A 13,144-nucleotide genomic window follows, 5' to 3' on the forward strand; every position below is an offset into this window, starting at 1 on the left:
ACCGAAGCGGGGCCCTCCTCCAAGCCTGTCGGCTCAGTCCTCGTACGCGTCCAGCGGCGGGCAGGAGCAGACCAGGTTGCGGTCGCCGTACGCCTGGTCGATACGGCGCACCGGCGGCCAGTACTTGTCGGCGGCCGAGACCCCGCCCGGGAAGACGGCCTCCGCACGCGTGTACGCGTGCTCCCACTCCCCGCCCAGCGCGGCGGCGGTGTGCGGAGCGCCCCGCAGCGGGTTGTCGTCCGCCGGCCACTCGCCCGCGGCGACCTTCTCGATCTCCGCGCGGATGGCGATCATCGCCTCGCAGAACCGGTCGAGCTCGCCGATGTCCTCGGACTCGGTCGGCTCGATCATCAGCGTGCCGGCGACCGGGAAGGACATCGTCGGCGCGTGGAACCCGTAGTCGATGAGCCGCTTGGCGACGTCGTCGACGCTCACGCCGGTCGCCTTGGTCAGCGGCCGCAGATCGATGATGCACTCGTGCGCGACCAGCCCACCGGGGCCGGTGTAGAGCACCGGGTAGTGGGGCTCGAGCCGCTTGGCGATGTAGTTGGCGGAGAGCACGGCCACCTGCGTGGCCCGCTTCAGCCCCTCGCCGCCCATGAGCCGGACGTAGGCCCACGAGATCGGCAGGATGCCCGCCGAGCCCCAGGGCGCGGCGGAGATCGGGCCGACGCCCGTCTCCGGCCCGGCGGCCGGCTGCAGCGGGTGGTTGGGCAGGTACGGCGCCAGGTGCGCACGCACGCCGACCGGGCCGACGCCCGGACCGCCGCCGCCGTGCGGGATGCAGAAGGTCTTGTGCAGGTTCAGGTGCGACACGTCGCCGCCGAAGTGGCCCGGCTTGGCGAGGCCCACGAGCGCGTTGAGGTTGGCGCCGTCGACGTACACCTGCCCGCCGGCCTCGTGCACCTGCGCGCAGATTTCCGCGACGTGCTCCTCGAACACACCGTGCGTCGACGGGTAGGTGATCATCAGCACCGCCAGCTCGTCGCGGTACTGCTCGATCTTCGCCCGCAGGTCCTCGACGTCGATCTCGCCGTCCTCGGCGGTCTTGACGACGACGACCTTCATGCCCGCCATGACGGCGCTGGCCGCGTTCGTGCCGTGCGCGGACGACGGGATGAGGCAGACGGTCCGCTGCTCGTCCCCGTTGGCCCGGTGGTAGCCGCGTACGGCGAGCAGTCCGGCCAGTTCGCCCTGCGACCCGGCGTTGGGCTGCAAGGACACCTTGTCGTACCCGGTGACCTCGGCCAGCCGCTCCTCCAGCTCCCGGATGAGCGTCAGGTAGCCCTGGGCCTGCTCGGCGGGCGCGAAGGGGTGCAGCTGCCCGAACTCGGGCCAGGTGACCGGCTCCATCTCGGTCGTCGCGTTGAGCTTCATGGTGCAGGAGCCCAGCGGGATCATGCCGCGGTCGAGCGCGTAGTCGCGGTCGGCGAGGCGGCGCAGGTAGCGCAGCATCGCGGTCTCGGAGCGGTGCTGGTGGAAGACGGGGTGGGTGAGGAAGTCGCCGTCGCGCAGCAGCTCGCGCGGCAGGGCCTCCTCGACGACGGCGTCCAGCGCCTCGATGTCGCCCTTGACCCCGAACGCGCTCCACACGGCGCTCAGCTGGGCCCGGCCGGTGGTCTCGTCGCAGGCGACGGAGACGTGGTCGGCGTCGACGAGCCGCAGGTTGACGCCGTTGTCGCGGGCGGCGGCGACGATCTCGGCCGCCTGCCCGGGAACGCGCGTGGTCAGGGTGTCGAAGTAGGAGCCGTGCACGACCTCGACCCCGCCGGCCCGCAGCCCCTCGGCAAGGATGGCGGCGTACCGGTGGGTGCGCCGCGCGATGCCCTTCAGGCCCTCCGGTCCGTGGTAGACGGCGTACATGCCGGCCATGACGGCGAGCAGCACCTGGGCCGTACAGATGTTGCTGGTGGCCTTCTCCCGGCGGATGTGCTGCTCACGGGTCTGCAGCGCCAGCCGGTACGCCCTGTGCCCGTCCGCGTCCACGGACACGCCGACGAGCCGCCCGGGCAGGCTGCGCGCGAACTTCTCCTGTACGGCCATGTAGCCGGCGTGCGGCCCGCCGAAGCCCATCGGCACACCGAACCGCTGCGTCGTACCGACGGCGATGTCCGCACCGAGCTCCCCGGGCGACTTCAGCAGCGTCAGCGCGAGCAGGTCGGCGGCCACGGTGACGAGCGCGCCGAGCTCGTGCGCCTGCTCGATGACCCGCTTGATGTCGCTCACGGCACCGGAGGCGCCGGGGTACTGCACCAGAACGCCGTTGATCTCACGGCCGGCGAGGTCGGTCGGGATCCCGTCCCGGAGGTCGGCGACCACGACCTCGACGCCCGCCGGCTCGGCTCGGGTCTCGATGACCGCGATGGTCTGCGGCAGCGCGTCGGCGTCGACGAGGAAGAGGCCCTTCTTGTTCTTCCCCATGCGCCGGGAGAGCGCCACGGCCTCGGCGGCCGCCGTCCCCTCGTCGAGCAGGGAGGCGCCGGAGGTGGGCAGTCCGGTGAGTTCGGCGACCACGGTCTGGAAGTTGAGCAGGGCCTCCAGCCGGCCCTGCGAGATCTCCGGCTGGTACGGCGTGTAGGCCGTGTACCAGGCGGGGTTCTCCATCACGTTCCGCAGGATGACCGGCGGCGTGAAGGTGCCGTAGTAGCCGAGCCCGATCATGGAGTCGAGGACCTGGTTGCGGTCGGCGAGCGAACGCAGCTCGGCGAGCACCTCGGCCTCGGTCCGCGCGCCCGGCAGATCGAGCGCGTCGGCGTTCTTGATCACGTCCGGTACCGCGGCGGCGGTCAGCTCGTCCAGCGAGCCGTACCCGACCTGCGCGAGCATCTTCGCCCGCGCCTCGTGGTCGGGCCCGATGTGGCGCTGCTCGAACGGGATTCCCTGTTCGAGCTCGGAGAGCGGAATGCGGTGGGCGGTCATTGCGGAGGCCTCCTGGTCTGACGCGACCTTCGAGGGGCACCACGGCGCGGGTACCCGGACGGCCTCCCCCTCTGTCATCTCAACCTGAGAGCTTCACCGGATCGCCCAGGGGCGCCCGGTTTTCACCGTCGGTGAGAGCGGAAGCCGTCGACACCCGCCCTGCTTTCCAGAGTGACCTCGTCCGTGCGGTACGTGAGCCTGAGAGATTCCGGGGAGGATTTGCTCCTTCGGCGCCTCCGGTGTTCTCCGGAGGACTCTCCCGCACGGGGTCAGCAGCCAGTGCCAGCGTACCAGCGGGCACAACACAGGGGTCTTTCGAGTGGCCGCCCGTCCCGTTGTGCTCTTTTGTAGTGCTTAGGACGAGTTGCGAGCAACAGGAGGGCACGTGCAGACCGACATCGATCCGCGCAACCTGATCGGCCGCAAGGCGTTCGACCGCAACGGCACCAAGATCGGTACCGTCGACGAGGTCTATCTGGACGACGCCACCGGCGTGCCCGAGTGGGCGGCGATACGCACCGGTCTGTTCTCCCGCGACGCCTTCGTCCCCCTGGAGCCCAGCGAACTGGTCGAGGGCACGCTCCACATTCCCTTCGAGCGCTCCCTCATCAAGGACGCCCCCGACTTCGGTGTGGGCCGCCACCTCTCGCCCGAACAGGAACTGCAGCTCTACCACCACTACGGCCTTGACGTGGCACCCCCGCCGTCCTTCCCGGACCGCAGCTTCGGCAAGCTGGCGGGAACGGAGGACGCGGACGCCTAGGCCCGGTCACGCACCGACCCCCTCGACGGAGACCCCAGCCGCCCCCTCGACCAACGGCAGCGGATCGGCCGGCTCCAGGTCGGGATCGTCGACCCGGAACGTCCGCACCCGCCCCGGCTCCGACCCGGGCGTCTCGAAGCGCACGGTCACCCTGCCCAGCCCGCTCCCCTGCACCCACCCGTGCCCGAACTCGGCATGCCGCACGTCGTGCCCCGCGGGCCACCGCCGCTCGACGACCACCTGCTGCTCCTCGACCGGCTCCTCGTCCCCCTCCTCCGCCACCTGCTCGGCCGCGCCTTCCCCGGCCGCCTGGGCGAACAGATCCTCCTGCGTGTAGTCGGCCAGCCCGCTCACCCCGACCCCCAGCAACCGCACACCCCCCGTCGTGTCCACGGAGTCCAGCAACCGCGCGGCGGCCTCCCGCACCACCGCCGGATCGTCGGTCGGCCCCCGCAGCGTCTCCGACCGGGTCAGGGTGGAGAAGTCGTACCGCCGCACCTTCAGCACGATGGTCCGCCCCGACAGCCCCGCGGCCCGCAGCCGCCGCACACACCGGTCGGCGAGCCGCTGCACCTCCAGCCCAACCCGCAGCCGGTCGTGGATGTCCACGTCGTACGTGTCCTCGACGGACACCGACTTCGCCTCGCGCTCGGCCACCACGGGCCGCTCGTCGCGCGCCAGCGCCATGGCGTGCAGGGCGTGCCCGTGCGCCTTGCCCAGCAGCCGTACGAGCTCGTCCTCCCCGGCCTCGGCAAGGTCGTCGACCGTGGTGATCCCGGCCCGCCGCAGATGGTCCCCCGTCGCCGGTCCCACCCCCGGCAGGGTCCGCACCGACATCGGCCCGAGCATCGCCCGCTCGGTCCCGGGCTCGATCAGCACCAGCCCGTCCGGTTTGGCCTCCTCGGATGCGATCTTCGCGAGCATCTTGGACGCCGCGAGCCCCACGGACCCGGTGAGCCCCGTGCCGGCCCGTATGTCGGCCCGCAGCTTCTCCCCCACCAGCCGCGCCGAGACCGCGTCCCAGGCCACCCCGCCGGCCTCCAGGTCCACGAACGCCTCGTCCAGGCTCAACGGCTCCACCAGGGGCGACAGCACGTGCAGGAGCCCCATGACCTGCTCGCTGATCGCCCGGTAGAACCCGAACCGGGGCACCAGATACGCGGCGTTCGGTGCCAGCCGCCGCGCCTGGGCCATCGGCATCGCGGACCGCACCCCGAACACCCGCGCCTCGTACGAGGCCGTCGCCACGACCCCGCGCGGCCCCAGTCCGCCCACGACGACGGCTTTCCCGCGCAGACTCGGCTTGGACGCCTGCTCCGCCGAGGCGTAGAAGGCATCCATGTCGAGATGCAGGATCGTGGGCGCGTTTCTCACATCTCCGATGCTGCCCTACGCCACTGACAATGCCCCCGTACGACGGCCGGACCGCCGTCGCTCCCGCCTCAGACGGCCCGGTTGCGCCGCCGCGCCAGTTCGTCGGCCGGGTTGGATCCCACCAGGGTCTCGCCGGTGTCGATGCGCTCGCCGTGCAGCTGGGACAGCGCGCTCTCGACGTCCCGCCAGACCACCCCGACGGCGATGCCGAAGATGCCCTGGCCGCCCTGGAGCAGTGCGTGGACCTCGTCGGGCGAGGTGCACTCGTAGACCGTGGCGCCGTCGCTCATCAGCGTCATGCGCTCAAGGTCCCGGAAGCCGCTCTCCCGCAGGTGCTGCACCGCGGTACGGATGTTCTGCAGCGACACACCGGTGTCCAGGAAGCGCTTCACGATCTTCAGGACGACGACGTCCCGGAAGCTGTAGAGCCGCTGCGTCCCGGAACCGTACGCGGGCCGCACGCTCGGCTCCACGAGCCCCGTGCGCGCCCAGTAGTCCAGTTGCCGGTAGGTGATGCCGGCGGCCGCGCAGGCCGTCGGCCCGCGGTAGCCGATCTCCTCGGACGCCATCGACGCCGCCCCTCCGCTGCTCGGCACGGCCGCAGGTCGCTGCGGAACGTGGTCGGCCGCGTTGCTCTGAAGCGGGTACGGTCCGCTGTCCCCGGGACCACGTCCGGGGGCACCCCCAGCCGTACCGTCGCCGCTGCTTCTCACGCCGACCTCCGTCCTTGACCTGCCTCCTCGACGGTAGGCAGCCACCAGGGGTGCGTCAACGACCGCCACACTCGGCACGCCGAGTGATAATCACCCTGAGAGTGGTTTCCCGTGCCCCACCGCGGGGAAAGGCTAGCCGAATGCGCTCGGAGCGAGCCGCAGGACGCTCGCACTGGCCCCTGGCAAATGCGGGCATTTGAGCCGTGATCGCCTGCGAACCGGCCACTCACGGACCACCGGGGTCCGCCGGGCCGGCCCCGCCTCACTGACTGCTGGTTCCGAAGTCCTCCGGCGAGATCTGGTCGAGGAACTCGCGGAACTTCTCCACCTCGTCCTCCTGCTCGTCCGGGATCGCGATGCCCGCGTCGTCGAGCACACCGTCGCTGCCGTAGATCGGCGTACCGGTGCGCAGCGCCAGCGCTATGGCGTCGGACGGACGGGCGCTCACCTCGACCCCGCTGGCGAACACCAGCTCGGCGTAGAAGACGCCCTCACGCAGGTCGGTGATGCGCACTTCGGTGAGCTCCTGGCCGACGGCCTCCAGCACGTCCTTGAACAGGTCGTGGGTCAGCGGTCGCGCGGGGGCCATGCCCTGCTGGGCGAAGGCGATCGCCGTCGCCTCCCCCGGCCCGATCCAGATGGGGAGGTAGCGGTCGCCTCCCACTTCACGCAGGAGCACGATCGGTTGGTTGGAGGGCATTTCGACCCGGACACCTACGACATCGAGCTCGTTCACACAGCAACCCTAGGACGTGCCCGGGACGTTTGGGTAGTCGGGCAGGAAACGGGGGGACGATCCGGCCTTGCGGCGCATGCCCGGCTCAGGGCAGTCGCACACCGAGCGCGGTCTGCACAAGAGCCGCGTGCAGCTTCACCGTGAGCGCCGCCAGCTCCTTCGTACGGGCCTCCGCGTGGGCCCTGGTCTGCGGATTGCGGTGCCGCTTCAGCGGGGCCACCACCTGGTCCACGAGCCCCGCCTCGCGGTCGGCGGCGGCCTTCATCGCCCTCAGGTGCCGCGGCTCGATCCCGAACCGCCCCAGTTCCACCACGAGGGAGGCGACGGTGACCGCCTCCGCGTCGTACGACCCGTCCGGCATCGGAGTGAGCAGACCGTACGACTCCCACTCCTTGAGCTGCTCCTCGCCGATCTCGGCGGCGGCGAGCAGCTCGTCCTTCCCGATCCTGGCGGCCGTCGGCCCCTCCAGGGGCTCCAGGGCGGCCTCACCGTCCCGCTGACGGCCCACCGCGGGCAGCGCCACGGCCTCGCCGCGCTCCATGGCGTCCAGGTGCTCTCGGATCACCTTCAGCGGCAGGTAGTGGTCGCGCTGCATCCGCAGGACGTGGCCGAGGCGCTCGACGTCGCCGACCGTGAACTTGCGGTATCCGGAAGGGGTCCGCTGCGGCTCGATGAGCCCTTCCGACTCCAGGAAGCGAATCTTGGAGATGGTGACTTCGGGAAACTCCTCGCGCAGCACGTTCAGCACTGTGCCGATGCTCATCAGACCGTCCGTGGCGGTGGTGCCGTGGCCGGCACCACCGCTCGGTGTTTGCAGCATGGACATTCCCTGGGGTCCCCCCGGACGCTGTCCGGGAGCGGTCAGTAGCCCTGCTGGCTCGCGTAGAAGACCAGCCGGTACTTGCCGATCTGGACCTCGTCACCGTTGTTCAGGGCGACCTGGTCGATCCGCTCTCGGTTGACGTACGTGCCGTTGAGGCTCCCCACGTCGGCCACCGTGAACGTGCCGTCCGCACCGCGGCGGAATTCCACGTGCCGACGCGAGACCGTCACGTCGTCCAGGAAGATGTCGCTCTGCGGATGGCGGCCCGCCGTGGTCAGGTCGCCGTCCAGGAGGAAGCGGCTTCCCGAGTTCGGCCCGCGACGCACCACCAGCAGTGCGGAGCCCAGCGGCAGCGCGTCCACGGCCGCCTGCGCCTCGGGAGAGAGCGCCGGCAGCTGCGTCTGGCCGGTGACCTCGGCGTCGTAGGCCTCGATACCGGAGATGGAGATCGTGGAGGTCGTCTCGGACGGCCGCTCGGCCGCGGCTCCGCCGCGCAGCGGGGCTCCGCAGTTGGAACAGAAGCGGCTGTTCTCCGCGTTGCGGTTACCGCACCTCGTACACACCAGGGCCGACATAGGGGAAAACCCTCCACCCGTACTTGAGGTTGACGGTTGCCCGAAACCTATGCCGCCGGGCTGCGCAGGGTCAACCGACGGCGCGCCCTGACCTCCGGAAATGTCACCGCCCGGCCCAGCGACCTGGTCCCGGAAGAGGGGACGCTGGCCTTCCGCCTCGGGCTGTGCGCGATGACGAGCGGTGGCATTGTCGCTGCCCTCTCGCGCGCTCTTGCCGAACAACTTCGCAAACAACTTCACGGGCGATTCCCCTTGACCGAAACAGACCCGCCCGTGGGGCAGGACGAACCCTGACTCAATACGCCGGCCGACCCGGACATCCTCACAACGTCCGTATCCACCAGACAGTTTCCACCACGCGCCACCCAATCGATGCGCCGACCCCCCGCAACCTCATGCCCCTGCCGGTCGCCCCCCATGCACCGCCGGTTCACTGGGAGGACGACCGAGCGTAGTCAGGCCGCTTCGCCGCTCGCAAGGCGTCCACGACGATCTTGTTCGATCGGCCGACAGCGACGGTGGCCTGCTCCTTCTCGAGAGTCTGCACCACGCCTCCAGGGATGTTGAGCGCCGGTTCGAGGTCCTCCGGCTTGCCGATGACCTTGAAACGATAGGGCGCGTTGATCTTGTTCCCGTCGACGCTCACGCTCTTGCCTGCGTCCGAGAGATAGGTGCTGGCCACGACACGTACGCCGTTCACCTGGATCGCCTCGGCCCCAGCCGCGCGCAGCTCCTGGACCGCGTCGAGCAGCATGTCCGCCTGGACCGTCCCCTTCGTGTCGTTGATCGTCATCGTGATGCCGGGCCCCTGCGCCGCCACCGTGCCCGCCAGAATGCCGAGTTGCTTCTCCTTCTCGACGGTCTGCTTGCGGGCCTCCTCGGCCTGGTCGGAGCTGTTCTCCAACTCGTCGCGCTGCTTCTGCAGCCCTTGCTTCTCGTCCTCAAGACGTTGAGTACGGTCGTCGAGTTCATCGAGGATGCGAACAAGATCTTCCTGACGCGCCCCGCGCAGCGCGCTGTCACTGTCGCTGTTCGACGCCACCTGGACGGCGAGGCCGAAGCCCAGGCCGAACAGCAGTACCGCGACGATCAGTTGGGCGCGGCTCACCCGCGGCGGCCACAGGCCCTGGACCAGCCGCTGCCGACCGGTCAGCCGGGGCGTCTCCTCGGTCGTCTCCTCGGGCTTCGCCTCGGGCGTCTCGTCAGCGGCCTCGGGGACCGCCGCGGGCACCTCTTCGGGCAGTTCCTTGCGCAGCCTGTTCTCGGGCTCGTCCTTCGCGTCGCTCATCGGCCTCACGCCCTGAACACGTGGCGACGGATCGCCGCGGCGTTCGAGAAGATGCGGATCCCCAGCACCACGACGACACCGGTGGACAACTGGGCTCCCACGCCCAACTTGTCGCCCAGGAACACGATCAGCGCGGCCACGACCACGTTGGACAGGAACGACACCACGAAGACCTTGTCGTCGAAAATGCCGTCCAGCATGGCCCTCAGCCCACCGAAGACGGCGTCGAGCGCCGCTACGACGGCGATCGGCAGATAAGGCTCGACGACCGCCGGAACCTCAGGCCGGACCAACAGTCCGGCCACGACTCCCACGACGAGGCCCAGTACGGCGATCACGATGTGCCTTTCTCCGTCTTCTCGTTCTTCGGCTGTGCTGTACGTACGATCACACTGGGTGCGGCGGGCAGCCGGAGGTCACCCTGCACCGAGATGCTGGTCCTGATGCCGTAGTTCTCCTGCAGGGCGTGCAGGTACAGCCCGTCGGCACTGTTCTGGAACCTGGTGCTCAGCCTTTGCCCATCACCCACCGCCAGCACGGTATAGGGCGGCACCAGCGGCCTGTTGTCGACCAGTATCGCGTCACCCGCGGCCCTGATCGCCGACAGCGCGGTCAGCCGCTGCCCGTTGATGGAGATGGCCTCCGCCCCCGACTCCCACAGCCCGTTCACCACTCGCTGCATGTCCCGGTCGCGAACCCGGCCGGTGTCGGAGAAGTCAGAGGTCTCCCGCGGGTTCCCGTTGCCCCCGGAGGTCGCCTCCTTGGCGTCGTTCACGACCAGCCGCACACCGGGGCCGTGCACCTCGACGGCGCCCGAGAGCAGGCCCACCAGCTCGGACTGGTCGCCGCCGCCGCTCTTCTCCAGAGCTTCCCGCTGTCGGGCGCTCACGTCGTCGCGCAGCTTGTCGACGGAGTGCTCCAGCTTGTCCGCCGTCGCCGTCTCACGGTCGATGCGGTCGATCAGTTCCTCGCGCTCCTTGGCGACGACGGGAGCCGCCACCCGCGCCTGCGCCGCCCCCACCGTCACGACCAACGCCGCGAGCACCAGCCCGGCCGCGAGGCCGAGCCTGGCCCGCAGTGTCCTGGGCATACCGCCGGCGCCCGCGGCCTTCTTCCGGGCGGCCGCCTCGGCGTAGCCGTCGTCGAGGCTGTGGTCCATGACGTTGGTGAGGAGGAACATGGACGCGTCCGGCCGCGAAGGGCGCGTCGGTGTGCTCCGAATGGGGGGCTGCTGCGGCATGCCGCACATCGTCGCACGTCGCGGCCACTACTTCCGAATGGCCCCACGGGCGTGCCGGACAGGCCCCCTTGGGGACACTTGTCCGGCACGCGCGCGTGCAGTGTTCTTCAGCGCCCGGCGCTGTCCACGACGGCCGACCACTCGTCGAGCAGGGCCTGCGCGGACGCGTCGTCCGGTCCCTCCGCCCACAGATGGGTGACGGCCTCGGCAGGGTCGGGCAACACCATCACCCAGCGGCCGTCGGTCTCGACGACACGCACACCGTCCGTGGTGTCCACGAAGCGGTCTCCGGCCTCCTCGACGACCCGTCGCATCACAAGGCCCTTGACGGCCCAGGGAGTCGCCAGGTCCCGCTTGAGGACGTGCGCACGCGGGATCCGCGCGTCGATCTGGCTCAGCGTGAGCTGCGTCCGTGCCACCAGACCGATGAGCCTTACGAAGGCCGCCGCGCCGTCGAAGACGCTGCTGAACTCCGGGACGATGAAACCGCCCTTGCCGTCACCGCCGAAGATGGTCGAGTCGTCACCCCCGACCCGGGTGAGGTCGTCGGGCGAGGTCGTCGTCCACTCCACCTGGGTCCCGTGGTACGCCGCCACCTGCTCGGCGATCCGCGTCGTGGTCACCGGAAGCGCCACCCGCCCACTGCGCCGCTCGGCGGCGACCAGGTCGAGCAGGACCAGCAGGGCCCGGTCGTCCTCGATGATCCGGCCCTTCTCGTCGACGAGGGAGAGCCGCTCACCGACAGGGTCGAACCGGACGCCGAACGCCGCCCTGGACGAGGCCACGATCTCGCCGAGCCTCACCAGCCCGGACCGCCGCTGGTCGCCGGTCTCGGTGGGCCGTGCCTCGTCGAGGCCGGGATTGATGGTCAGGGAGTCCACGCCCAGCTTGCCGAGCAGGCTGGGCAGCACGAGCCCCGCACTGCCGTTGGACGCGTCCACGACGACCTTCAACCCGGACTCGCTGATGCCGGTCGTGTCGACGTTCCGCAACAGCGACCCCGTGTAGGAGTCGAACACGCTGGCGGGGAAGTGCAGGTCACCTATCTCGCCGGGGAACGCCCGCCGGTACTCCTGCCGCGCGAACACCCGGTCCAGCTTCCGCTGACTGCCCTGCGACAGGTCGGCGCCGTTGCCGTCGAAGAACATGATGTCCACGGAGTCCGGCACCCCGGGTGTGGTCCGGATCATGATGCCGCCGGCACTGCCCCGCGCCGTCTGCTGCCTGGCGACGGGCAGCGGTACGTTCTCGAGGTCTCGTACGTCGATGGCGCTGGCCTGCAGCGCCGAGATCACCGCGCGCTTGAGCGCCCGGGCGCCGCGGGAGTGGTCGCGGGCCGTGGTGACGGTGGAGCCCTTCTTGAGCGTCGTGGCGTAGGCGCCGGCGAGGCGGACGGCGAGCTCCGGCGTGATCTCCACGTTCAGGATGCCCGAGACACCACGGGCCCCGAAGAGATGCGCCTGTCCCCTGGACTCCCAGATGACCGAGGTGTTGACGAACGCACCGGCCTCGATCGTCTTGAACGGGTACACCCGCACATTGCCCTGCACGATCGATTCTTCACCGATCAGGCACTCGTCACCGATGACCGCGCCGTCCTCGATGCGTGCAGCGCGCATGATGTCGGTGTTCTTGCCGACGACACAGCCACGCAGATTGCTGTGCGTTCCCACGTACACGTTGTCGTGCACGACGGCCTTGTGCAGAAAGGCCCCGCTCTTCACGACGACGTTGGAACCGACGACCGTGTGTTCACGGATTTCCGCGCCGGCTTCGACCTTGGCGTAGTCGCCGATGTACAGCGGCCCGCGCAGAACCGCGTCGGGATGCACCTCGGCACCCTCGGCGACCCACACGCCCGGGGAGATCTCGAAACCGTCGATCTCGACGTCGACCTTGCCCTCGAGGACGTCGGCCTGCGCCTTCACATAGCTCTCGTGGGTGCCGACGTCCTCCCAGTAGCCCTCCGCGACATACCCGTAGATCGGCTTGCCTTCCTTCATCAACTGCGGGAAGACGTCACCGGACCAGTCGACGGGCACATCGGGGTCGACGTAGTCGAAGACCTCGGGCTCCATCACATAGATTCCGGTGTTCACGGTGTCGGAGAAGACCTGCCCCCAGGTCGGCTTCTCGAGGAAACGCTCGACCTTGCCTTCCTCGTCGACGATCGTGATGCCGAACTCCAGCGGATTGGGCACACGCGTCAGACACACAGTGACGAGCGCGCCCTTTTCCTTGTGGAAATTGATCAGCTCGGTGAGGTCGAAATCGGTCAGCGCATCGCCGGAGATGACAAGGAAAGCATCGTCCTTCAACGCCGCCTCGGCGTTTTTCACGCTCCCGGCGGTACCGAGCGGCTTCTCCTCGTTGGCATAGGAAAGCTCCATACCGAGCTCTTCGCCGTCACCGAAATAGTTCTTGACCAATGAGGCCAGGAACTGGACAGTTACGACGGTCTCGTTCAACCCATGCCTTTTGAGCAGCCTCAGCACGTGCTCCATGATCGGGCGGTTCGCCACGGGCAGGAGCGGCTTGGGCATACTCGAAGTCATGGGACGAAGGCGGGTGCCTTCGCCTCCGGCCATCACGACGGCCTTCATGTCGGAAGCGTCCTCCTCAAGAGACGACGGTCTAGCCGACTTCACCCGTCCAGATTGTCCCGCACTTTTGCAGCGGGGGCCATCCAGCCGCTAGGGCCGCAGCAATCAGG

General features: G+C 69.5%; 11 protein-coding genes and 1 riboswitch. Of the genes, 1 reads left to right on the forward strand and 10 read right to left on the reverse strand.

Annotation, left to right across the window (positions count from 1 at the left end):
- Nucleotides 1-33: 33 nt before the first annotated feature.
- A complete protein-coding gene (gene gcvP / locus FBY22_RS27085; RefSeq protein WP_142150235.1) occupies nucleotides 34-2,919 on the reverse strand; it encodes an aminomethyl-transferring glycine dehydrogenase in 2,886 nt (961 codons plus the stop codon).
- A 176-nt stretch (nucleotides 2,920-3,095) separates the two neighbouring features.
- A riboswitch (glycine riboswitch) is annotated at nucleotides 3,096-3,191 on the reverse strand.
- A gap of 113 nt (nucleotides 3,192-3,304) precedes the next feature.
- Between gcvP and FBY22_RS27090 the strand changes: the two genes are divergently transcribed.
- On the forward strand, nucleotides 3,305-3,682 hold the full coding sequence (locus tag FBY22_RS27090) for a PRC-barrel domain-containing protein (protein ID WP_142150237.1): 378 nt from the start codon (nucleotides 3,305-3,307) through the stop codon (nucleotides 3,680-3,682).
- Nucleotides 3,683-3,688: 6 nt separating this feature from the next.
- Here the strand turns inward: FBY22_RS27090 and FBY22_RS27095 are convergent, their stop codons facing one another.
- The 9 genes from FBY22_RS27095 to FBY22_RS27135 all read right to left on the reverse strand — a co-directional run bounded on the left by FBY22_RS27095 (nucleotide 3,689) and on the right by FBY22_RS27135 (nucleotide 13,034).
- Nucleotides 3,689-5,056, reverse strand: coding sequence for a DNA polymerase IV (locus tag FBY22_RS27095; protein ID WP_142150239.1), 1,368 nt, complete (start codon nucleotides 5,054-5,056; stop codon nucleotides 3,689-3,691).
- 68 nt (nucleotides 5,057-5,124) lie between these two features.
- Complete coding sequence (locus FBY22_RS27100) at nucleotides 5,125-5,769, reverse strand: MerR family transcriptional regulator (RefSeq protein WP_142150241.1); 645 nt, start codon at nucleotides 5,767-5,769, stop codon at nucleotides 5,125-5,127.
- Between the two features lie 262 nt (nucleotides 5,770-6,031).
- On the reverse strand, nucleotides 6,032-6,505 hold the full coding sequence (locus FBY22_RS27105; protein WP_004002801.1) for a bifunctional nuclease family protein: 474 nt from the start codon (nucleotides 6,503-6,505) through the stop codon (nucleotides 6,032-6,034).
- An 85-nt stretch (nucleotides 6,506-6,590) separates the two neighbouring features.
- On the reverse strand, nucleotides 6,591-7,325 hold the full coding sequence (locus FBY22_RS27110) for a MerR family transcriptional regulator (protein ID WP_142150243.1): 735 nt from the start codon (nucleotides 7,323-7,325) through the stop codon (nucleotides 6,591-6,593).
- A 41-nt stretch (nucleotides 7,326-7,366) separates the two neighbouring features.
- Entirely contained in the window at nucleotides 7,367-8,272 is a 906-nt protein-coding gene (locus FBY22_RS27115) for an FHA domain-containing protein (protein ID WP_142150245.1), read from the reverse strand.
- Nucleotides 8,273-8,333: 61 nt separating this feature from the next.
- On the reverse strand, nucleotides 8,334-9,191 hold the full coding sequence (locus FBY22_RS27120) for a DUF881 domain-containing protein (RefSeq protein WP_142150247.1): 858 nt from the start codon (nucleotides 9,189-9,191) through the stop codon (nucleotides 8,334-8,336).
- A 5-nt stretch (nucleotides 9,192-9,196) separates the two neighbouring features.
- The gene (locus tag FBY22_RS27125; RefSeq protein ID WP_003988855.1) at nucleotides 9,197-9,529 is read right to left on the reverse strand and encodes a small basic family protein; all 333 of its coding nucleotides are present in this window, start codon (nucleotides 9,527-9,529) and stop codon (nucleotides 9,197-9,199) included.
- On the reverse strand, nucleotides 9,526-10,431 hold the full coding sequence (locus FBY22_RS27130; protein WP_174267273.1) for a DUF881 domain-containing protein: 906 nt from the start codon (nucleotides 10,429-10,431) through the stop codon (nucleotides 9,526-9,528). The genes FBY22_RS27125 and FBY22_RS27130 overlap by 4 nt, the downstream gene beginning before the upstream one ends.
- A 107-nt stretch (nucleotides 10,432-10,538) precedes the next feature.
- Complete coding sequence (locus tag FBY22_RS27135) at nucleotides 10,539-13,034, reverse strand: mannose-1-phosphate guanyltransferase (RefSeq protein ID WP_142150251.1); 2,496 nt, start codon at nucleotides 13,032-13,034, stop codon at nucleotides 10,539-10,541.
- Nucleotides 13,035-13,144: the final 110 nt, after the last annotated feature.

Origin of the sequence: Streptomyces sp. SLBN-31 (genome assembly GCF_006715395.1) — a bacterium.
Lineage (GTDB): Bacteria > Actinomycetota > Actinomycetes > Streptomycetales > Streptomycetaceae > Streptomyces.